The sequence below is a fragment of the Nonomuraea sp. NPDC047529 genome (assembly GCF_040642995.1).
Classification (GTDB): Bacteria; Actinomycetota; Actinomycetes; order Streptosporangiales; family Streptosporangiaceae; genus Nonomuraea.
Genome location: NZ_JBEYTJ010000016.1, coordinates 1 through 21,238, shown reverse-complemented (window position 1 = coordinate 21,238; position 21,238 = coordinate 1). Strand labels below are relative to the sequence as shown.

The window sequence follows — 21,238 nt, the reverse complement described above, 5'->3', positions numbered from 1 at the left end:
CCGGAAACGCTAGAGACGCGGCGGCCTGGAATCGTCCCCGTGCGGTGGACACTCTCGGGTAGCTCGTACGGGGGACGGCGGCCCTTCCCCGCGGGCCGTGCTTGTCCCCCGCGCGAGCTACCGGTGAATGTCCACCGTGCGGTGAAGATCCAGACACCGCACGGTCCGTAGCGTTGCGGGCGCAGCCACGGCGTTCCGGTCGCGTTCTTCCGCTCGCGCCCGCCGTGCGCATCACCCCGGCGTCGACGCTCACTGGAGGACCTCGTGCTCGGCAAGATCAAGACACCCGTTGTGGCCGTGCTGTGCTGCGTGGGGCTCGGGGCGGGGGTCGCCGGTTGCGACGGCGACGCGATGGACAACTGGGACCCCTTCGCCCCCTCCTCACCGACCTCCGGGGCCGCTGCGATCTCCGGCACCGAGAAGATCACCGTGGCGGGCCGGTCGGTGAACGTGTCCTGTTCGGGCGAGCCGGCGAAGGACAGGCCGGTCGTCGTCCTGCTGCACGGCGGAGGCGACGGGCTGGACAAGATGGCCGCCCTGCAGAGGACCCTGAGCGCGAAGGACCGGGTCTGCTCCTACGACCGGCTCGGCGCGGGCGCGAGCGACCAGCCGGACGGCCCGCAGGACTTCGCCGGCACCGGCCGGATCCTGACCGGGGTGCTCGACCGCGTCGCCGGTGACCATCCGGTCGTCCTGGCCGGTCACTCGCTGGGTGGCCTGATCGCCGCCAGGTACGCCCCCGACCACCAGGACCGGGTCAAGGGGCTGGTCCTGTTGGACGCCACCCCGCCCACCATGACGAACGACATCGAGAAGGCGATCCCCGAGACCGCCGAGGGCCCGGCGGGCGAGCTGCGCGCGCAGAACCTGGCGATCTTCCAGGGGCGGAACCCGGAGAAGCTCGTCGTCGCCGACGGCGAGGTCCGCTCCGCCGGCGACATCCCCGTCGAGGTCGTCCGGCACGGCAAGCCGTACCTGGAGGCCCTGCCCGAGTACGGGCCGCGCCTGGAGCGGGCGTGGGCCGCGGGCCAGCGCAAGTGGCTCGCCCTGTCCAGCCGCGGCAGGCTCAGCACGGCCGCGGACAGCGGGCACTACATCTACGTCGACCAGCCCGACGTCGCCGCCCGGGCCATCGACCGCGTCACCGCGGAGGCCGCCCGTCAGGCGACGCAGGGCGGATGACCTGCGCGACGCTCACGGCCCCCTCAGGTTCTGATACAAGACTGGATCATGACCGCAGTGTTCGTCAGGTTCGCGCCCGAGGATGTCGATGACCTGGTCGCGTTCCTCAGTCCCCTGGCAGGACGAGCCCGGCGCCTGACGGTTCCCGCCGGACAGGGCGGCAGCACAGGCACCCGGCCGCGATGAGTTTCGGCGCCCCGCCGGGTCCTCACCCCGGACGACCCCTACGACCAAGGAGGAGTTTCATGGGCCAGGTCTTCTACTGGATGAACACCTCGATCGACGGCTACATCGCCGATTCCGACGGCGACATGGCCTTCATGGACCCGCCCGAGGACTTCCGCCAGGAGGCGAACGACCATGTCCGCCGGACCGGCGCGTTCCTGTTCGGGCGGCGGCTGTACGAGGCGATGGAACAGCCCTGGACGCAGGACCTCGGCGGCGACGGCGCCTCGGCCGTCGAGCGGGAGTTCGCGGAGCTCTACAGGAAGACGCCGCGGTACGTCTTCTCCGACACCCTCCAGACCGTGCGCGACGGGGTCACGATCGTCCGGCGCGAGGACGCCGCGTCCGTGGTGACGCGCCTGAAGCGGGAGATCGACGGCCCCCTCCAGCTCGGCGGCCCCGAGCTGGCCGTCTCCCTGCTGGACCTGGTCGACGAGTTCTGGATGTACGCGTTCCCGGTGATGGTCGGGGGCGGCAGGCCGTACCTGCCCGTACGGGAGAACCTGCGGCTGCGCCTGGCCGAGCACCGTTCCCTGGCCTCGGGAGTCACGTTCCGGCGCTACGTGCGCCCCTGACGGGCGGCCGGTTCCGGCGGTGGCGTGCCGCCCGGCCGCGACGACGGGCCCTCCTCATGGCCGCCGAAGGAGCGACGGTAGGCGGCGGGCGTCGTGTGCACCAGGGAGTGGAAGCGTCTGCGGAGGTTGGCGGCCGAGGACAGGCCGACCTTGGCCGCGATCGCCTCCACCGGCAGATCGGTCTCCTCCAGCAGGGCGCGCGCCGCCGTGACGCGTTGCTGGAGCAGCCATCGTCCGGGGCTGACACCGAGCTGTTCGGCGAACCTGCGGGCGAGGGTCCGCGGGGAGACCTTGGCCCGGGCGGCCAGGTCGTCGAGGGTGAGGGGCGTGTGCAGCCGTTCGCCGGCCCAGTCGAGGACCGGCGCCAGGGACTCCGGCAGGCGGTCGGCAGGGGGCACGGTGCTGTACTGCAGCTGGCCGCCCTCGCGGTGCGGCGGCATGACCATGTGGCGGGCGACGTGCGCGGCGTAGGCGGCGCCGTGGTCGGCTCGGGCCAGGTGCAGGCACAGGTCGATGCCCGCGGCGGTGCCGGCGCTGGTCGCGAGGTCGCCCAGGTCGATGTACAGCGTGTCGGGTTCGACCCGGACGTCGGGGAAACGGGCCGCGAGCTCGGCGGCGAGCCGCCAGTGAGTGGTCGCCCTGCGGTGATCCAGCAGCCCGGTCTCGGCGAGCAGGAAGGCGCCCGAGCAGATCGCGACGAGGCGGGCGCCTCGCCGGTGGGCCCGCCGGACCGCGTCGATCACCGCGGGCGGAGCCGGGTCGTCGCGCCGGTGCCAGCCGGGGATCACCACCGTGTCGGCGGCCTCCAGCGCCGACAGGCCCTCGCCGACCGCCATGTCGTATCCCGCCAGGGTCGGCACGACCCCCGGACGTTCGGCGCACACCTGGAACGCGTACCGGGGCGGCAGGCCGGGACGGCGCACGCCGAAGACCTCGGCGGCGCACGCCAGCTCGAACGTGGACTGCGGCGGCAGGACCAGCGCGACCACTCGCTGAACACTCATGGCAAGAAAATACCCGCAGACGTCAATCCAGACACTGGGCGGGGGCCGCGTCCGCCGGGACGATGGCGTCATGACGCAAGAGACGAGTGACGTACAGATCCTGCATGTCGACGAGGTCGACCCCGTCGAGGTCGTTCCCGGGATCATCCGGCGGCGCCTGCCCGCCACCGAGTGGGCCCGCGGCTGGATGTACGACTTCGCCCCGGGGACCGAATGGCCCGAGGTGGACGTGCACGAGGGCGAGGAACGCTATTACGTGATCTCGGGCGAGTTCATCGACCGGGGGCGGCGGCTCGGACCGGGCAGCTACGTCGTGTTCGCGCCGGGCAGCACGCATCGCCCGCGTACGGAGACCGGCGCCCGCATGCTGGGCATCAGCATCCTCACCCGGTAACCGTCATTGAAAGTGAGACGTGCGCGCGTTTCCCTCCGTACGCGAAAAGACAGAATAATCCTTGCGCCTCATGACGGGACGGGTAAAGCTCTTCGGGGCGAGCCGCCGCCGGATCGCTCTGGAACTCATTATCCTTCGGTGAGGGCAACGAGTAATGGAGAACCTGAGTGCCGAACTGCGTCTGCGACGTGAACAGGCCGGCCTGACCCAGCAGGAACTCGCCGCCCGGTCCGGGGTGAGCGTCGCCGTGATCCGCGACGTCGAGCAGGGCCGCACGCGCCGTCCGCGCGCCGAGACCCTGCGTCGCCTGTCGGACGTCCTTCCGCTGGTCACGTCCGGGTCGGGCGATCCCCTCGGCGGTCCGGCGGCGTCGTCGGCGGTCTGGCTGCGCATACTGGGCCCGCTCGAAGTGCGGACGCACGGATCGTCGGCCGCGTTGGGCGGTGAGCGGCAGAGAGGCATTCTCGGACTGCTCGCGTTGTCCGCGAACCAGGTCGTGCCGATGGAATCCATCGCCGACGCATTATGGGGTGACGCGGCCGGCGACGGTCATGTACGAGCGGTGCACGGCCATGTCAGCAAGCTTCGCCGCACATTGCATCACGGGGCCCGGGACAAGAAACTCATCATTTGCCGTCAGCACGGTTATCAGCTGTCCGTGACGGACGGCGAGGTGGACGTCCTGGCGTTCCGGCGGCTGGTTCGCCAGGCGCGGGAACATCGCGACAGGGCCGAGCTCGACGCGGCCGCGGTGTCGTTCGGGCAGGCGATGGACCTGTGGCGGGACAGCCCGCTGCTGGACGTCCCGGCGCTGCACAACCATCCGAGGGTGTCCGCGTTGAGCGCCGAGCGGGTGACGGCCGCGCTGGAGTTCGCTGAGGTGGCCGACTCGCTCGGCCGGCACGAGCTCGTCCTGTCGCCGCTGCGTGCGATCACGCAGGTGGAACGGCTGCACGAACGGGCGCACGCGCGGCTGATGATCGCGCTGGCCGGCTGCGGCGAGCAGGCCGCCGCGCTGGAGGTGTTCAGCGGGATCAGCCGGCGACTGGTCGACGACCTGGGGGTGTCCCCGGGCCCGGAACTCGTGGACGCGCAGCTCCACGTGCTCCGGCAGGGAGTAGGCGACGCCGTGGAGCTCCGGACGGCGGAGCCGGGCACCGGCACGCCCGCCGCTCCTCGCGAGCTGCCCCCCGTGGTGCCGGGTTTCGTCGGGCGGTCGGGGCTGATCGACGCGCTCGTGCGCGACGTGGTCGGCAGGCGTCCGCAGCCGATCCTGATCTCCGGCTGTGGTGGCATCGGCAAGTCGGCGCTGGCGGTCAAGGTCGCCTGGCAGGCCGCCCGCCATTTTCCCGACGGGCAGTTCTACCTCAACCTGCACGGCTCGACGCCGGACCTCGAACCGCTGGAACCCCTGCGCTCCCTCGGCCGCCTGCTGCGGTCGCTCGGCGTGGACCGGGCCGCCGTCCCCACGGACGTGGACGAGGCCGCCGCCCAGTTCCGGTCCCGCACCGCCGGTCGCCGCATGCTGTTCGTCTTCGACAACGTGCTGGACGTCCGGCAGGTACGCGCGCTCCTCCCGGCGAGCCCGACCTGCGGCGTCATCGTGACCAGCCGCAGGACGCTCGCCGCGCTGGAGGGCCGCGTCCCGTACGAGCTGGAGGTGCTGCCCGAGGAGGACTGCCGCGCCCTGCTGACCCGCCACGCCACCGATCCCTCCACCGATCCCTCCACCGATCCCTCCACCGGCCCCTCCACCGGGCCGGGCGACATCGAGGCCCAGAACGCCGTCGCCCGGCAGTGCGCCTACCTGCCGCTGGCGCTCTCGATCGCGGCCGCCCGGTTGTCGGTGCGGCCCTCGTGGACCTGGCGGACGCTGGCCGAGAGGCTGGCCGAGGAGGGGCGGCGGCTCACGGAGCTGGAGCTGGAGGACCGCGCGGTCAGGGCCAGTCTCATGGTCGGCTATCGGGATCTCGACCCGGCGCAGGCCCGCATGTTCCGGTGCATGAGCCTGCTCGGCGTCACCGAGCTCGGCGTGGACACCGCCGCCGCCCTCGCCGGCCTCCCGGTCCCGACCGCCGAGGACCTGCTCGACCAGCTCACCGAGGCGCATCTGGTGCAGACCGCCGCCCCCGGACGTTATTGCGTGCACGACCTGACCCGGCTCTTCGCCCGGGAGCTCGCCGCGGAGCACGACCCGCCGGAGGAGCGGCGACATGCCGTCCTGCGCGCGCTGCGCAGCCGGCTGGCCGTCGCCAGGGACGCGAGCAGGCAGGTGATCCCCGTCGCCGTGTGGCGTACGACGCTGGGGCCGGCGACGCCCGGCGCGGGACCGGGCTTCCGCGACCGCCACGAGGTGTACGCGTGGGTCGACGCGGAGGCCGCGCAGCTTCCGGCGGTGCTGGGCAGCGCGGCGGCGCTGGGCGCCGACGACCTGGTCACCGCCCTGTCGGCGGCGCTGTTCTTCCCGCTGTACGAACGAGGGCGGTGGCGGGAGCTGTGGGAGGTCAGCGAGATGGGCGCCGCCGCGGCCGACCGCCTGGGCGACCCCCACCACCGGGCGGTGACCCACGGCGACCTCGGTTACGTGCTGGCCGACCTCGGCCGGCTGGACGAGGCGCTGGTCCACCTGAAGGTGTCACTCGCACAACACCGGCTGACCGGCAACCGCCGGGGAGAGGCCGCCCAGCTCGACCGCTTGGGGGTCGTCCACAGCAGGCTGGGCCGGTTCGCGGAGGCCGTCGGCCACTTCCGCCTCTCGGTCGACCTGGAGAGCGGCCAGGGCAACCGGTACGGCGAGGCGATCACGCTCACCAACCTCGGGGTCACCTACCTGCGCAGCGGCGACCCGGAGGCGGCCGTCACGGCCTTCGGCGACGCCCTGTCCGGCACCCGCGAGATCGAGGACCTGGTGGGTACGGCCATCGCGCTCGGCTACATCGCCGAGGCCCACCGGCGCATGGGCCGCCACCAGGAGTCGGAGCGCTATTTCCGGATGGCGCTGGACGCCGACCGCGCGGCCGACGACCTCGGCAGCTGCACGGAGGCCCGCCACTGGTGGGGCCTGGGCCTGGTCCACCGTGCGCTCGGGGCGGAGGACCGTGCCCGGGAGTGCCGGCGCAACGCCGTGACGATCCTGCACGACCTCCGCCTCATCAGCGCCGGCGAACGGTCCCGCATCGAGACCGGCGACGACCCGGGCACGCCGGACGTCATCCTCAGGAACCTGTGAGCGCGGCGGCCGTACTCCTTCCCGTACCGGGGGCCGCGTTCGGCCGCAGGGCCGACGTCGTCGCAGGTCACCGCGCCTTTCGGGTGCGGGATTCCGCGTGCCGGCGGCCGCCACAAAATCGCAAGATCCGCCGTTCAGGATGGAGTGATCCATCGAGGAACGGCGAGCCCGGGCCTCGCTGACGACCAGTTGGTGAAGGAGAGCGGAACCATGATCGCGACGATCACGAGAATCAGCGACCGCCTGCTGGAGCGGGTCGTGCCCAAGGCCGAAGCGTCGGCGACCGCGGCCGGCTGCACCTGGCGGTACATGTGCTGCACCATGGGCGGCCAGGTCGTCTACGGCAAGAGGCTGTACGACCTCGTCCACGGCACGAACTGCTCCGCGTGCACGGTCATCTCCAGCTACTGCTAGCCGTTGAGCGCTTGTCCGCCCGGCCGGGCGGACAAGCGCGTTTTGATCTCCGTATCGAGGAAATCTGGTGGAGTTTGTCGCTTTTGGCGGCCAGTGTCTGATCGGTGTCGTCTTCGCGATGTCGGCGCTGAGCAAGGTCCGCGGCCGCACGGCCTTCGCCGAGTTCGTCCGGGCGACCGGCGCCCTTCTCACCGCCCTGCTGGGCCGCGGCACGGGACCGCGGACCGCCCGCCGGGCCGCGGTCGTGGTCGTCGTGGCCGAGTCGGCCGTCCCGGTGCTGATCGCCGCGCAGGTTCTTCATCCGCTCGCGTCCGTCGCGGGGTCGGCCGCCGCAGCCGTCCTGCTCGGCCTGTTCAGCGCGGCGATCGTCCGCGCCCTGCGTCGCGGCGTGCGCACGTCCTGCCGGTGCTTCGGGACGTCCCAGGCCCCCTTGGGACGACGCCATCTGGCCCGCAACCTCGGCCTCCTGGCGGTGGCCCTGACCTGCGGAGCCGCCCACCCGCAGGCATGGTCGCAACCGGCCGGCACGGCGGTCGCGGGCGGCGCGGGACTGGTGCTGGCCGTGCTCGTCAGCCGGCTGGACGACCTGGTCGAACTGTTCGTGTCCCCGGCGGCGAACGCCGGACCGGTGCCGAAAGGAGAACGTCATGTCGATGCTCGTCACCGGGATGATCCTGGTGGGGGCGCTGTGCCTCTTCGACCTGGTGCTGACGCTGGGAGTGGTCAGACGGCTGCGGGAGCACACCGACCAGCTCCAGAGCCTCCTGTCCCAGGGTGATCGTTCGCCGGGGAGGGTCCGCGGGAGCGTCGGCGACTTCCTGGCCACCACCGTCGACGGCGAGCCGGTCTCCCGCGACCTGCTGACGGGCGAGACCCTGGTCGCCTTCTTCAGCCCCGGCTGCACGACGTGCCGGGAGACGCTGCCGGAATTCGTCGAGTTCGCCCGCGGCCTGCCGGGCGGGCGGCGGCAGGTCCTCGCCGTCCTCGCCGGTGACCGGGAGGACAGCGACGAGATGGTCCGCACGCTCACACCGGTGGCCCGCGTGGCCGTCGAGGAGTTCGACGGCGAGCTCAGCCGGGCCTTCGCGGTCGACGGGTTCCCCGCGCACTACGTCGTCGACAGCACCGGCGCGCTGCTCGCCACCGCGCCCGACGTCGCCCTGCTGCGGGCCACGAGGGCTGCGTGAGCCGGGAGCCCCGGACATCCCCCGGCGCATTCGCGGCCACCGCGGCGCGCGCCGTGGCGCTGACGTTCCGTTCGGCGCCCCTGCACGGCCTGGCGTACCTGGTGTGCACGGCGGCGGTCGCGGTGGTCCCGATCGCGGTGGCCTGGCTGACGAAGACCGTCCTGGACCGGTTGACGTCCGCGCCGGGCTCGCCGTCCGGGCTGGTGGGGCCCGCGGTCGGGCTGGCGGCGGCGGGGGTCGCGCTCGGGGTCGTGCCGCGCGCCGCCCAGTACCTGCGGGCCGAGATGGAGCGCAGGGCCGCCCTCCGGGCGCACGACGAGCTGTTCGCGGCGGTCGAACGGGTGGCGGGGGTGGCCAGGTTCGAGGATCCGCACTTCCAGGACCGGCTCCGGCTGGCCCAGCAGAGCGCGTCCGCGCCGGCCAGGACCGCCGACGCGGTGTTCGAGGTGGTACGCGGGGCGCTCACCCTGGGCGGGTTCCTCGGCTCGCTGACCGTGATCAGCGCGGAGTTCACCGTCGTCGTGCTGGCCGCCGCCGTCCCCACGGTGGTCCTGGAGCTGCAGCTGTCCCGGCGGCGCGCCGCGATGATGTGGCGGATCGGCCCGATGGAACGGCGGCAGATGTTGTACGGCGACCTGCTGGCCAGCGCGGCGGCGGCCAAGGAGATCCGGCTGTTCGGCCTCGGCGCCTATCTCCGCGGCCGGCTGGTCGCCGAGCGGCGCGCCGCCGACGACGCCCGGCGGCGGACGGACCGGCGGGAGGTCGTCGTCCAGGGGGCGCTGGCGGCGCTGTCGGCGGTCATCGCCGGTGGCGGCCTGGTGTGGGTCGTCGTCGCGGCCGGGCGGGGGCAGGTCACGGTGGGCGACGTGTCGATGTTCGTGGCCGTCGTCGCCGGACTGCAGGGGGCGCTCGGCGGGCTGATCACGTCGATGGCCGGGGCGCACCACCAGATGCTCCTGTTCGGCCACTACGTCGCGGTGGTCGACGCCGGGCCGGACCTGCCCGCGCCGGACGATCCGGCGCCGCTGCCCGCGCTCCGCCACGGCATCGAACTGCGCGACGTCTGGTTCCGCTACAGCGACGACCATCCGTGGGCGCTGCGCGGCGTCACCCTCTTCCTTCCCCATGGCGCCTCGACGGCACTGGTCGGCCACAACGGCGCGGGCAAGAGCACGCTGGTCAAGCTGCTGTGCCGGTTCTACGACCCCACCCGGGGGGCGATCCTCTGGGACGGGGTGGACCTGCGCGACGTGCCCGTGGAGGAGTTGCGCCGCCGCGTCGGCGCGGTGCTCCAGGACTTCATGACCTACGACTTCAGCGCGGCCGACAACATCGCCATGGGCGACCTGACGGCGCTCGGCGACCTGGAACGCATCCGCGGCGCGGCCGTCCGGGCCGGGATCGACGGCACCCTGTCCCGCCTGCCTCACGGCTACGGGACGCTGCTGACCCGCCTGTTCTTCGCCGACGACGAGGCCGACGACCCCGGGAACGGGGTGATGTTGTCCGGCGGCCAGTGGCAGCGGGTGGCGCTCGCGCGGGCCTTCCTCCGCGAGGACCGGGACCTGATGATCCTCGACGAGCCGAACGCGGGCCTGGACCCCGAGGCCGAGCACGAGGTGCACGAGCGGCTGCGGAGGATGCGCGACGGCCGCAGCAGCCTGCTCATCTCCCACCGCCTCAGCACGATCCGGGACGCCGACCTCATCGTCGTCCTGTCCGGCGGGCTGGTCGTCGAGCAGGGGCGGCACGCCGACCTGCTCGCCGCCCGGGGCACGTACGCCCGGCTGTTCACCGTTCAGGCGGCCGGTTACGCCGAGGAGCCGGTGGAGCCGGTGACGCGATGAGTGGAGGGGAACGCCGTTGAGACCCGCCTTCGCCCTGCTGACGGCGGTGGGGTGTGTGCTCGGGGCGTCGGCCGCGGTCGCCGTCCGGCTGCGCCGTCGCTACCTCGTCATCACGGTGGCCGGCGTGAGCATGGAACCGGCCTACCGCGACGGCGACCGGGTGCTGGTCCGGCGGGCGTCCCTGGACGCGGTCCGGCGCGGCCAGGTGGTGCTGCTCGCCGGCAGCCTCACGGAGATGTGGCCGGAGATGGCGGCCGAGGCCGCGCTCACCACCGACCCCCGCGCGCCGTCGGGCCGACCCGTGAACGGCCGGGAGCCGTCCGGCAGGCCCGTCGCGGCGCGGGAGCCCGTGGACGAGCCGTTCCGGGTGGTCAAGCGCGTGGCCGCCGTGCCCGGCGACCCGGTCCCCCATGAGGTCGCCTCCTTGCCGGACGCTCCCGGCCGGGTCGTGCCCGACGGATGCCTGGTCGTGCTCGGCGACAACGCCGCCGCCTCACGCGACTCGCGGCACTTCGGCTACGTACCGGCGGACTGGCTGCTCGGCGTGGTGGTCCGGCGCATCGCCCCGGCGCCCGGAGTCAGGCACGAGGACGGCGGACGCGCGGCACGGGCTGGCCACGCCGGGCCGCCTCGGCCGCCAGCCGCTTCCTGAGCAGCCTCCCCTGACCGAGGAACGAGCGGCCGCGCTCGCGGCGGTCGCCCGGCAGGCTCCAGTCGTTCAGCGCCCGCTCGACCCGTACGCTCAGCCGGTCGCCCGCTCCGGCCGCGCTCCCGACCAGCACCACGTTCTCCTGCCACTCCATGGCCGGGCCGTGCCGGTGGAAGGTCAGGCACACCGGCCCGTCGGCCGCCTGGACGCCTGCGGGCAGCCGCAGGTCGAAGCCGTCCCCGGTCCGTACGGCCGATCGGGTGCGCACGGCCAGCGGCATGCCGTCGGCGACCATGGTGACGACGGGCCCGCCCAGGCGGGCGGCACGGTCGGCGAAGGGCCGCCAGTCCACCGGCGGCGCGGACCGGCTCGGCAGCCGGGGGCCCGTGGGGGCGGGGTCGGAGGCGGGCGCCACGACCCGCGCCGGGCTCGTCCAGATGTCGGGCGTCCTGGACAGGTCGCCGTCGGGCCACCGGACGATCCGCTCGGGGGTCACCTCCACCCAGACGCGGGCGAAGTACCATCCCAGCCGCTTCACCACGAACCACGGCATCCCGGCGAACCCGGCGCCGGTCTTGGCCATCGACTCGCGGACGTACCGGTCGGTGCCGGCCTGCAGGTCCGCGTCGCGGACGGTCGCCTGGCCCTGCACGAGGACGACGGGCGCCCGGTCCGGCCCACCGTCCCCGGAGCAGAGCAGCGCGACGCGCGGGTCGCGGCGGGCGCGCTCGGCCTTGTCCGGGTAGGTGAGCCCGGTGCTCACGTCGAACGTGCCGCCCGCGCCGACGTACGGCGTGACGGGCCAGGTGACGGGCCGGCCGTCGCGGGTGAGCGAGGCGTACTCGCAGACCAGGGCGCGGTCGAAGATCTCGGCCACCTCGTACGCGGTCGGTGCGGATGTCGGTACGGACGCGGTCATCACGGCTCCAGGATCGTGATCGCGGGGACGGGGGCGGCGTACAGGCGGGCGAAGCGCCGCCGGTAGGCCGGCCACCAGAACAGTCGGAACATCAGCCGGGCCACCACCGGCAGGTCGGCGTACGACGCCGCGAGCAGGCCGGCGTCCGCGCTGGAGGCGAGCCAGCCGAGGATGACGGGGACCCGGCGGCGGCCGAAGTCGTCCATCGCCCGGCGTCTGTCGGCCTCGACGTCGGCGGGGGTGAGGTGGCCGAGCATGAGCGGCACGGCGGTCCGCTCCTCGTGGTCGAGGTGCTCGTTGACGAGCTCGTGCAGCCGCCGCAGCGTGGGCGCGCGCTCGGCCAGGGGCGTCCGGCGGTCGGCGGCGGCCTCGATGAGCGGGTCGAGCAGGGAGTGCTCGGACTCCAGCTCGGCCAGCGCGTGCGCCGCCTCCGGGGCGCGGCCGGCGAGCTTGGGCCACAGGGTGGCGTCCTCGTGCGAGTGGTGGGCGTGCAGCATGTCGAGCACGAGCGCGAGCTGCTCCTCCAGCAGCTCCTCGTGCGCGTCGTCACGCGGGTCGCCGCACGCCTCGGCCAGGCGGCCGAACTCGGCGCGGAAACCGGCGTGCATCATCAGGAAGCCGGTCAGGTGTTGTGGTGTGATCATCAGTCTGTTCCCTCACGTGTCGGGAACAGAGTGCGCGGCCCGTCTCTATGTGCACTTGTCGAGGGCTTGGCGGGCCCTTGTCAGCCAGTAGGCCGCGCCCGCCCGTTCCAGCAGGCGCACCGCCGCCCGCAGATGGGCGCGTGCCCCGTCGTGATCGCCGACCGCCAGCAGCGCCTCCCCCAGGTGGCCGTCGTACGCGCCGTCCACCGTGGTGCAGGTGCCGTTCACGTGCAGCAGCCCGGCGAAGGGGCGGAAGGCGTCGTAGACCTCCCGCACGACGTCCGCCTCGCCGAGCCGGATCGCCGCGTGCAGCCGGCACATGGTGGCCATCGCCCAGTGGTAGTCGCGCGGCGGCGCAGGCGTCTCGCGCAGGAGCCGGCGGGCGCGTTCGTGCTCGCCCAGGTCCGCGAGCCCGCTCGCCAGGGCGTAGGCGGGCCCCGCCAGGCCGGTGCGCCGGGCCGCCTCCTCGATCCAGGCCACCTCCTCACCGAGGCGGTCCTGCTGGATGAACGTCTCGGCCCGTTCGGCGAGCATGGACACCTCGAAGTAGGCGAGGTCGGCGAACGACAGCGTCGCCCTGACGGGCTCGACGTGCCGGGCCGGTTCGGGCACGCCCTGGAACAGGTCGAGCCCCACGTGCGCCACCGCCGCCTGCAACGCCAGCGTGGGATTGTGCAGCTCGCGCAGCGGCGTGCCGAGCTCCGCCAGCAGCTCCCGGGCCTGCGCGACCCTGCCGTGCACCGTGAGATGGACGACGAGGTGGAGCTGGGCGATCACCCGGAGCTGGACCGACAGGTCCGGCTCAGCCAGCAGCCGCCGGGCGGTCCCGGCACGTTCCTCGATGAAGTCCTGTCCCTGCATGGCGAGCAGCCGCAGGTGGAGCACGCGCCGCAGCAGCTCCCGGTCGCCCAGCCGCTCGGCCGCCGCCACGGCCGCCGACGACACCGCGCCGACCTCGTCCTCGCGACCGGTCTGCGCGAGCACGACGGCCCGTACGGCCTGCGCCGTCGCCCAGGCCGGCGAGGACGGCGGCAGCTCGCGCACGGCCCGGTCCGCCGCCTCCCGCAGGGCGGCCACGTCCAGGCCATACCGGAAGGGCACCCAGACGCCGTGGCCCATCGCGATGTCGGCGGCCCTGACGGCCCGGTCCAGGTCGTCGCCGGCCATGGCGAGCGCCTGCTCGACCGCCTCGTAGCCCTCGTCGTACCGGCCGGCGGCATAACGGCTCTCCGCCAGCCCGACGGCCAGCTCGAACCGCTCGCCCGCGCCGGCCCCGGCGGGCTCGGCCGCCGCCAGCGCCTCCTGCCAGGACACGGCCGCGTCGTCGGGCGCGTGCCGCCGCAGGGCCGCCCGCGCGGCGCGGGCGGCGTAGTCCATCGCCATGCGGGCGGGCTCGGCGCCCAGCTCCGCCGCCGCCAGCCAGTGCCGCGCGATCACCGCCGCGCGGTCGTCCCGGTCCCCGTGCAGCTGGGTCAGGACGCTCGCGACCTGCTCGTGCACCCGCGCCCGCCACAGCCGCGACCGGCGCGACGACAAGGCGTCGGTCACCAGGGCGTGCGCGAACTCGTAGCCGCCCAGCCGGTAGGCCGACTCCCGGATCAGCCCGGCGGAGAGCGCCGCGTCGAGCGCCGGCAGCAGGTCGCCGACCGTGCCGCCGGCGACCCGGGCCAGGACGACCACCTCGAACTCGTCGCCCATCACGGCGGCGAGCTCCAGCACGCGGGCCGCCTCCTCCCCCAGGCCCGCCACCCGGTGCAGCACGACGTCCAGCACGCCTCGGGGCAGCTCCTCGCCCGCTCGGGCCAGCTCGGCGAGGAAGAACGGGTTCCCGGCGGTACGCCGGCGCAGCTCCTCGGCCCCGCCGCTGCCCGGGTCGCGGCCGGACAGCTCCCGGACCAGCGTGCGCACCTCGTCGGCGGCGAGCCCGTCCAGGCCGAGCCGGCGCGCGCCGAGCCGCGACAGCGCCGACAGCGTGGCGGTGAGCGCCGACGCCTCGTGCCGCCGGAAGGTCGCCACCACCAGCAGGCCCGGCCGGGCGGTGGAGGCCACGTGGACCAGCAGCCGCAGCGTCGCGTCGTCGGCCGCGTGGACGTCCTCCAGCACGACGACCGCCGGGCCGACGGCGGCCAGGAACGTGCCGACCGCCTCGAAGAACCGCAGCCGCGCCCCCTGCGCGTCGGACGCCGGGACGGCCGCCGGCCCGCCCGACAGGAACGTGCCGACCTCGGCGGGCAGGGCGGCCCGCGGGGCCGCGGCGGCGAGGTCGCGCAGGACCCGTTCCCAGGGCCACAGCGCGGGCGCGGTCTCGTGGTCGGGGCTCGCCCCCCATCCGACGGGCACGTCGGCGGTCGCGCGGAAGCGCTTCAGCAGGCTCGTCTTGCCGACGCCCGGCTCGCCGTCCACCAGCACGACCTGCCCGGCGGCGGACGACGCCTTCGCCGCCTCGGCCAGGAGCTCCAGCGCGCCCTGCCTGCCGACGAAGGGCGGCCCGTCCGCGGGAGGCTCGGGGGTCCCGGCCGTCCGTGCCCGCGGTCGCTGCGGGGAAGACGGGGAAGACGGGGTGGCGGGACGGTCCGGCGCGAGCAGTGCGGCGTCCTGGCGCAGCACCGCGCCTTCGAGGTCGCGCAGCCGCGGCCCCGGGTCGATGCCCAGCTCCCCGGCGAGCACCTCCCGCACCCTGCGCAGGCACGCGAGGGCCGCCGCCTGCCGGCCCGCCCGGTAGTGGGCCAGCACCAGCAGTTCCCAGGCCCGCTCGCGCAGCGCGTGCTCGCGGACGAACGGGTCCAGCCGCGCGACCACGTCCGTGTGGCGGCCCAGTTCCAGCAGGGCGGCGGCCAGCCCTTCCACGGCGTCCAGGCGTACCTGTTCCAGACGGGCGATCTCGGGCTGCGCCCACTCCAGTGCGCGCACGTCCGCGTACGGGTCGCCCCGCCACAGGTCGAGCGCCTCGGTGAGGGCGTCCGCCGCCTGCTCGTGCCGTCCGCCGGCCAGGTGGCCGGACCCGGCCGACACGAGCGTCCCGAAGTCGGCGGTGTCGAGGACGAGGCCGGCGGTCATCAGGCCGTACCCGTCGGCGGCGCTCACCAGGACGGCCGGGGTCGTGCCCGGCCGCCGGTCGGGCTCCAGGCGGCGGCGCAGGTTGGAGACGTACACCTGGAGGCTCGCCTGGGCGCTCGGCGGCGGGTCGCCGGACCACAGCCGGTCGGCCAGGAGGTCGGCGGGGAGCACGCGGCCGGCGTGCATGACGAGGAGGGCCAGCAGGGCTCGCTGCTTCGGCGGTCCGACCGGTACGACCTGCCCGGCCACGACGAGTTCCATGGGCCCGAGGACGTTCAGCCGCACGCGCCCATGGTAGGGGCCGCCGTTGAACCGGTCCAGATGCCGCATTTCCCACACTGCCCGGACCGGCTCGTCAGGGGAAGGACCGGTCCGGGCGGACCCGGCTCAGGCCGGGGCGGGCAGGTCGATCGCGGCGAGCCTGGCCGGGTCGGAGACGATGTGGATGCGGGTGATCCGGCCACCGGTGACGACGAAGGCGATGACGGACAGCGGGGTTCCGTCGGCGCGCCAGGACATGTGCCCGGGGATGCCGTTGACCAGCACGGGCCGCTGCGCGGCGACCTCGCCGCCGAACCTGCGGGCGCCGGTCGCGACCGCCGTGGCGCCGAGGGTGACGACCATGCCGCCGGGGGTGTCGACGGTCAGCTTCACGTCCGGGTCGAGGACGCGCAGCAGCGCCTCGAAGTCGCCGCCGAGCGCGGCGGCGCGGAACGCCCGGACGGCCTCCCGATGCTCCCGGCCGGAGCTCACGGGCCGGTCCGTGGCCCGTACCTTGCGGCGGGCGCGGGCGGCGGCCGTCTTGGCGGCGTCGGCCGACCTGCCGAGGATCTGGCCGATCTCCTGGAACGGCACCGCGAACAGATCGTGCAGGACGAACGCCAGCCGCTCGCCCGGGGAGAGCGAGTCCAGCACGACGAAGAGGGCCAGTCCGACCGAATCGGCCAGCACCACCTGCTCGTCCGGCGCGGGTTCGTCGGCGGGCGTCACCACGAGGTCCGCGAACTCCTGCCCGTAGGCCGTCTCGGGGTGGGCCCGGCGGGATCTCAGGAGGTCCAGGCTGATGCGGCCGACCACGGTGGTCAGCCAGGCCGCCAGGTTGTCGATGGCCGCCTCGTCCTGGCGGACCAGGCGCATCCAGGCTTCCTGGACCACGTCCTCGGCGTCGGCGTGCGAGCCCAGCACGCGGTACGCGACGGCGCGCAGCCGGTCGCGCTGGGCCTCGAACGCCTCGGTCAGCAGGCCGGACGGGTGGGCGTTCACGGCTTCCGCTGCTGCCGGAGCGAGACCCGGTTGCCGTCCGGGTCCACCGCCTCGACGCGCACGCCGAACGGGTAGTCCACGGGTTCCGGCTCCTCGAAGGTGACACCGCGCCGGCGCATGATCTCGAAATCCTTGCGCAGGTCGTCGGATTCCAGGATCAGCGGGCCGGGCGAGCCGTTGCGGTCCGCGCCGCCCGGTTGTCCGGCGGAGTCGGCGTGGGGCCACAGGAGGATCTGCACCGGGCTGCCGGGGACGCCCACGGTGAGGAATCGCCCGCCGGGCGCGGGGGCGTCGATGCGCTTCTCCAGGCCGAGGCCCTCGGTGTAGAACTCCAGCGCGCGGTCCTGGTCGGTGACGTAGACCGTCGTGTACATGATGGTGGTCAGCATCCTGCTCTCGTTTCACTCGTCGGTGCGACGACCGTTCGTTCTCGGTCGTCACCCCCATGACGAGCGCCGGCGGGAAAAGGTAACACGGCTGGTCCGTCCCGATTCGCCGGCCCGGCGCAGTCACGGCTTTACGCGGGGGGAAAACTCGTTCACGATCACTGCGAGGGGGTGCCGGCTCGATCAGAAGGGAGCCCCATGCGGCTCTGCAGACGGTCCTTGGGAGCGATTGGCCTCACCCTCGGATTCCTCACTCTGGCGTTGTTCCTCGCCGTGCTGGCGATCGGCCCGACCGGGGGGACGGCGCTGGCCTCCGTCCCGAAGGCGAAGGGCGTCCCTGTGGCGCGGGGCGTTGCGGCGAAGGGGGTCGCGGCGTCCGCCGACGCGCCGCCGACCCGTCCCGGCGGGCTGCGGCCCTGTCCGGTGCCGTTCGCCGCCAACCCCACCGGTTACGCCTCCATCTGCTGGTCCGCCTCCTCGGACGACACGGGGATCGCCGGCTACGACCTGTACCGCCTGGACCCGGGCGGCTTCGTCCTCGCCAACACCACGACCAGCACCGTCGGCGGCTTCTCCGGCGAGCTGAACCACCTGTACACGATGTACGTCGTGGCCAGGGACCTGGCGGGGCACCTCAGCCCGCCCTCCGCCCTGATCACCGTCCCGGCGACGCTCGGGATGACCCCGACCACCTCGCCGACCCCGCTGCCGGGCGACCACGTGCCGCCGTCCAAGCCGTCCGGGCTGCGTGACGCCTGCCTTCAGGACTATCCGGGCGTCACGTTCTGCTGGCAGCCGTCGAGCGACAACGTGGCGGTGACGGCGTACGACGTGTACCGCGAGACCGCGACGGCGTACGACAAGGTCGGCACGGTCCTGCCGCCGAGCCTGAACTTCGCCGAACCCGGCCTGGTCGTCGGGCAGCGCTACACCTACGTCGTGGTCGCCAAGGACGCCGCCGACAACCTCGGCGTGCCGTCGGACCCGTTGTCCGCGCTGGCCAGGGAGGGTCTTCCGTCGCCGAGCCCGTCGACCGGGCCGGCGTGCACGGTGACGTACCGCGCGATGACGGCCGGGCCTCGCCTGGACGCCGAGCTCGTCGTGCGCAACACCGGCACGGCCGCGGTCGACGGGTGGACGCTGACGGTCGACTACCCGGCGGCGGCCGCCGTGCGCCTCGTCTCGGGCTGGTCCGCGAACTGGACCCAGGCCGGTACGGGGGTGGCCGCCGCGAACAAACCGTGGAACAAGGTCATCGCCGTCGGGTCGGTGACCCAGGTCGGGTTCACCGCGGCGTTCAGCGGGGCGCCGCCTTCTCCGGCGAGCTTCGCCCTCAACGGGAAGCCCTGCGCCACCGGCTGACCTACGCCCGGCTTCGGGGCTGCACGTCGGGGCCGATCACGACGGTCAGCCCCGACGCTGCTCGCCGGGGCCCCAGCGAGCGTGCGCCCGCGGTGACGGGGGGCCGTGTCATCGTCGGCCGCAGCTCACGCTCGTAGTGCGTCGAGGAGGCGGGACAGGGCCGCCTGGGTGTCGGCCAGGTCGTCGGGGGCGGACTGCGCCAGCCAGAGCGCGGCCTCGTTCATCGCCCCCGACAGCAGGCGGGCCAGCGGCGCGACCGGCTGGGCGGGGATGGAGCCGTCCGCGACGAGGGCGGCCAGCGCCTCGGTCAGATGCCGGACACTGGTGGCCTCGTCGATCGCGCGCCACTCGTTCCAGCCGAGCACCGCCGGGCCGTCGATCAGCATGATCCGCTGCACCTCGGCGTCGGCGCCGGCCGCGACGAACGCCGCGCACCCCGCCTTGAGCTGCGCCCACGGGTCGCCCTCGGCCTCGGCCGCCGCGGCCACCCGGTCGGCCACCTCGCGCTGCACCTGTTCCAGCACGGCCCGGAAGAGCTCGGGCTTGCCGCTGAAGTGATGGTAGAGAGCGCCCTTGGTGACGCCGGACTCACCGACGATCTCCGCCAGGCCCACCCCGGCATAGCCCTTGGTCGCGAACAGGCGTCTTGCCGTGACGAGCAACGTACGCCGCGTGCGTTCCTTCTGCTCCGTCCTGGTCACTGCGTCCCCTTTGACATACCGACGGTATCCCAACTAGCGTACGCCCACATACCGTTGGTACGTGAAACTTGGAAGGAGCAGCGCATGGAACTGAGCAGCGTGTATCCGGTGGTGTGCACGGCCGATCTCACCGCGTCGAAGGACTTCTACGTCCGGCTGTTCGGATACGAGGTGACCTTCGAGGCCGACTGGTACGTGAGCCTGCGCCGCGGGCCGTACGAGCTCGCCCTGCTCGACCACCGGCACCCGACGCTGCCCGCCGCCTACCGCCGGCCGGTCGCGGGGCTGCTGATCAACTTCGAGGTCGCGGACGTCGACGCCGAATGGGAGCGACTGGTCGTGCGCGAAGGGCTGGCCCCGGAGCTGACGTTGCGCGACGAGGACTTCGGCCAGCGGCACTTCATCGTCGCCGACCCCAACGGCGTCCTCGTGGACGTGATCACGCCGATCCCGCCCTCGGGCGAGTACGCGTCCCAGTACGCGCCCGCCTGAGTTCGGCCCGGCGGGACTCGGGCTGGACCCGTCGCGCTCATGGGGAAATCATGGGAGGGTGCGCATGGCCTTCGCCCATGAGGCGACGATCGACATGGAGGCGCACGGTGACGTGCGCGCCCCCGGCGCGGCGATCACCGTGGCCCTGTGCGGGCACTGGGAGCACGAGCCGCCCTGCCCGATCGCCCCGCACCACACGACCGCCGAGCGCCGGGACGGCGCCGTCCACCTGCGCGTCCTGTTCGCGGCCGACGCGGAGGCGGCGGACGAGGTCCGGGCCCGCATCGACGCCGCGCTCGCCCGAGGGGCGCTGGAGGGCCCCGACGGGGTCACGACCCGATGGCGGCTCCTGGACACCCGCCCCGGACGCCCGCACGCTGAGGAACTTCCGCACGCCGAACGTCTCCGGAACAGCTGAATTCCACCGAATCCCGGCGACCCGAACCAGTACGCCGACCACGTTTTCCCGCGTCAGTGAAGGAGCGCCGATGACCGCCGATCCGCCGATGACCACCGATCCGACGATGGCCCGGATCGGCCAGGGGGTGGAGTTGCATCACCACCAGGGGCGACCCGAGGCCGCCCGCGACTTGTTCGCGCGGATCTGGGACGACATCGGCGGCGAGCAGGGCGACCCGCTGCACGTCTGCGTCCTGGCCCACTCGATGGCCGACGTGCAGGACGACGTGCGGCAAGAGCTGATGTGGGACCTGCGGGCGCTCGCCGCCGCCGACCGGGTCACCGACGAGCAGGTGGCACAGGCCGGGGTGGCGCTTCCGGTGGCGGGGCTGTACCCGTCGTTGCACCTGAACCTGGGCGAGTGCCATCGCAGGCTGGGCGAGCTCGACCGCGCCCGTGAGCACCTGCGGCAGGCCCGGGCGCGGATCGACGTGCTCGGCGACGACGGGTACGGGCGACTCGTCAGGGGCGGCCTGGACCGGCTGGCCGGATTGCTGGGCGAGCCCGCCTGAGCGGCCGATCCCGACACAACGGCTTTCTCGCCACCATTTTCCATCGCATTCAACGCCATTTCCGGCGAATATCGAGCACCCGCAATACTGGCTGAAATTCTCGACTGCGCGACGAACAGAGAATTGCGTTCTGCGGGAGTGTGAAAAGGAGTCCGAGCGGCGATATCACTTTGAGTCAACGAACGGTGCCACTCTGTCACGAAGAGCGCACCGGTCTCCACAGGAGGAGAGTCTTTGATCTCGAAGAGCAAGAAGAACGTCCGTTCCGTGGCGGTGGCGCTCGCCGCGGCCGCCGCCTTCACCGCCACCATCCCGATCAGTCCGGCCTTCGCCATCGATCACGTCGAGTGCCGCGGCGGGGAGAACTTCCTGAAGATCTGGTCCCACCTCAACGGCCGCGACAGCGTCGACTGCTACGCCAACCACGGAAGGACCGACTTCGGCGGATGGTGGGTCGACCGGATCTCCACCGGCAACAACGACCTGATCTACTACGACGCCAACGGCGACTCGGTGAAGATCGAGCGCTGGCACGACATCAGCTTCCCCAACCGCCCCCCGAAGGTCAGCTCCATCGAGATCCTGTGACGGGTTGACCTGCTGTGGCACCGGCTCGGCGAGCGGGCCGGGCCCAGCGGGGCCGTGACCACCGCCGCCTACCGCCGCCCACCTCGCCCACTTCGACAGGCGGAGTGACACAGCCGTGCGCCCACCCGGTGACGGATCACCGGGTGGGC

20 protein-coding genes and 1 pseudogene are annotated in these 21,238 nt (G+C 73.4%); 14 read left to right on the top strand and 7 right to left on the bottom strand.

Annotated features, from left to right (window positions below; all coding sequences use genetic code 11):
* Positions 1–264 precede the first annotated feature (264 nt).
* Positions 265–1,182: an alpha/beta fold hydrolase gene (locus ABZ815_RS24800; protein WP_357701705.1), complete on the top strand. Its 918-nt coding sequence runs from the start codon at positions 265–267 to the stop codon at positions 1,180–1,182.
* Between the two features lie 245 nt (positions 1,183–1,427).
* Positions 1,428–1,982, top strand: coding sequence for a dihydrofolate reductase family protein (locus ABZ815_RS24795; RefSeq protein ID WP_357701703.1), 555 nt, complete (start codon positions 1,428–1,430; stop codon positions 1,980–1,982).
* On the opposite strand, the gene ABZ815_RS24790 is transcribed toward ABZ815_RS24795, so the two are convergent.
* On the bottom strand, positions 1,967–2,986 hold the full coding sequence (locus ABZ815_RS24790; RefSeq protein WP_357701701.1) for a helix-turn-helix domain-containing protein: 1,020 nt from the start codon (positions 2,984–2,986) through the stop codon (positions 1,967–1,969). The genes ABZ815_RS24795 and ABZ815_RS24790 overlap by 16 nt on opposite strands.
* A gap of 70 nt (positions 2,987–3,056) precedes the next feature.
* On the opposite strand from ABZ815_RS24790, the gene ABZ815_RS24785 reads away from it, so the two are divergent.
* The 7 genes and pseudogenes from ABZ815_RS24785 (at position 3,057) to ABZ815_RS24755 (ending at position 10,709) form a co-directional block, all read left to right on the top strand.
* Positions 3,057–3,380 (top strand): cupin domain-containing protein, encoded by a 324-nt coding sequence (locus ABZ815_RS24785; RefSeq protein WP_357701699.1) that lies wholly within the window; start codon positions 3,057–3,059, stop codon positions 3,378–3,380.
* A gap of 154 nt (positions 3,381–3,534) precedes the next feature.
* Positions 3,535–6,609, top strand: coding sequence for a BTAD domain-containing putative transcriptional regulator (locus tag ABZ815_RS24780; protein ID WP_357701697.1), 3,075 nt, complete (start codon positions 3,535–3,537; stop codon positions 6,607–6,609).
* Between the two features lie 210 nt (positions 6,610–6,819).
* Positions 6,820–7,023 carry a hypothetical protein gene (locus ABZ815_RS24775; RefSeq protein WP_357701696.1) on the top strand — a complete coding sequence of 68 codons (204 nt, stop codon included), beginning with the start codon at positions 6,820–6,822 and terminating at the stop codon, positions 7,021–7,023.
* A 118-nt stretch (positions 7,024–7,141) separates the two neighbouring features.
* Positions 7,142–7,450, top strand: a pseudogene (locus ABZ815_RS24770) (MauE/DoxX family redox-associated membrane protein); the annotation flags it as partial.
* Positions 7,451–7,670: 220 nt separating this feature from the next.
* A complete protein-coding gene (locus ABZ815_RS24765) occupies positions 7,671–8,210 on the top strand; it encodes a TlpA disulfide reductase family protein (protein ID WP_357701694.1) in 540 nt (179 codons plus the stop codon).
* Complete coding sequence (locus tag ABZ815_RS24760; RefSeq protein WP_357701692.1) at positions 8,207–10,057, top strand: ABC transporter ATP-binding protein; 1,851 nt, start codon at positions 8,207–8,209, stop codon at positions 10,055–10,057. Before ABZ815_RS24765 ends, ABZ815_RS24760 begins: the two co-directional genes overlap by 4 nt.
* Positions 10,058–10,073: 16 nt before the next feature.
* On the top strand, positions 10,074–10,709 hold the full coding sequence (locus ABZ815_RS24755; protein WP_357701690.1) for a S26 family signal peptidase: 636 nt from the start codon (positions 10,074–10,076) through the stop codon (positions 10,707–10,709).
* On the opposite strand, the gene ABZ815_RS24750 is transcribed toward ABZ815_RS24755, so the two are convergent.
* The 5 genes from ABZ815_RS24750 to ABZ815_RS24730 form a co-directional block, all read right to left on the bottom strand.
* Positions 10,636–11,625 (bottom strand): hypothetical protein, encoded by a 990-nt coding sequence (locus ABZ815_RS24750; RefSeq protein WP_357701688.1) that lies wholly within the window; start codon positions 11,623–11,625, stop codon positions 10,636–10,638. The genes ABZ815_RS24755 and ABZ815_RS24750 overlap by 74 nt on opposite strands.
* The gene (locus tag ABZ815_RS24745; protein ID WP_357701686.1) at positions 11,625–12,269 is read right to left on the bottom strand and encodes a hemerythrin domain-containing protein; all 645 of its coding nucleotides are present in this window, start codon (positions 12,267–12,269) and stop codon (positions 11,625–11,627) included. Before ABZ815_RS24745 ends, ABZ815_RS24750 begins: the two co-directional genes overlap by 1 nt.
* 45 nt (positions 12,270–12,314) lie before the next feature.
* Positions 12,315–15,611, bottom strand: coding sequence for a BTAD domain-containing putative transcriptional regulator (locus ABZ815_RS24740; protein ID WP_357701684.1), 3,297 nt, complete (start codon positions 15,609–15,611; stop codon positions 12,315–12,317).
* A 102-nt stretch (positions 15,612–15,713) separates the two neighbouring features.
* The gene (locus ABZ815_RS24735) at positions 15,714–16,589 is read right to left on the bottom strand and encodes a sigma-70 family RNA polymerase sigma factor (RefSeq protein WP_357701682.1); all 876 of its coding nucleotides are present in this window, start codon (positions 16,587–16,589) and stop codon (positions 15,714–15,716) included.
* Positions 16,586–16,978: a VOC family protein gene (locus tag ABZ815_RS24730; protein WP_357701680.1), complete on the bottom strand. Its 393-nt coding sequence runs from the start codon at positions 16,976–16,978 to the stop codon at positions 16,586–16,588. The genes ABZ815_RS24735 and ABZ815_RS24730 overlap by 4 nt, the downstream gene beginning before the upstream one ends.
* Positions 16,979–17,194: 216 nt before the next feature.
* Here ABZ815_RS24730 and ABZ815_RS24725 point away from each other — a divergent pair, with 216 nt between their 5' ends.
* Positions 17,195–18,337 (top strand): cellulose binding domain-containing protein, encoded by a 1,143-nt coding sequence (locus ABZ815_RS24725; protein WP_357701678.1) that lies wholly within the window; start codon positions 17,195–17,197, stop codon positions 18,335–18,337.
* Positions 18,338–18,462: 125 nt separating this feature from the next.
* On the opposite strand, the gene ABZ815_RS24720 is transcribed toward ABZ815_RS24725, so the two are convergent.
* The gene (locus ABZ815_RS24720; RefSeq protein ID WP_357701676.1) at positions 18,463–19,038 is read right to left on the bottom strand and encodes a TetR/AcrR family transcriptional regulator; all 576 of its coding nucleotides are present in this window, start codon (positions 19,036–19,038) and stop codon (positions 18,463–18,465) included.
* 84 nt (positions 19,039–19,122) lie between these two features.
* On the opposite strand from ABZ815_RS24720, the gene ABZ815_RS24715 reads away from it, so the two are divergent.
* The 4 genes from ABZ815_RS24715 (at position 19,123) to ABZ815_RS24700 (ending at position 21,089) form a co-directional block, all read left to right on the top strand.
* A complete protein-coding gene (locus ABZ815_RS24715; protein ID WP_357701674.1) occupies positions 19,123–19,530 on the top strand; it encodes a VOC family protein in 408 nt (135 codons plus the stop codon).
* A 64-nt stretch (positions 19,531–19,594) separates the two neighbouring features.
* Positions 19,595–19,948: a hypothetical protein gene (locus tag ABZ815_RS24710; protein WP_357701672.1), complete on the top strand. Its 354-nt coding sequence runs from the start codon at positions 19,595–19,597 to the stop codon at positions 19,946–19,948.
* 70 nt (positions 19,949–20,018) lie between these two features.
* Positions 20,019–20,501 carry a tetratricopeptide repeat protein gene (locus ABZ815_RS24705; RefSeq protein WP_357701670.1) on the top strand — a complete coding sequence of 161 codons (483 nt, stop codon included), beginning with the start codon at positions 20,019–20,021 and terminating at the stop codon, positions 20,499–20,501.
* Between the two features lie 234 nt (positions 20,502–20,735).
* On the top strand, positions 20,736–21,089 hold the full coding sequence (locus ABZ815_RS24700; RefSeq protein ID WP_357701668.1) for a beta/gamma crystallin domain-containing protein: 354 nt from the start codon (positions 20,736–20,738) through the stop codon (positions 21,087–21,089).
* The last annotated feature ends 149 nt before the right edge of the window (positions 21,090–21,238 follow it).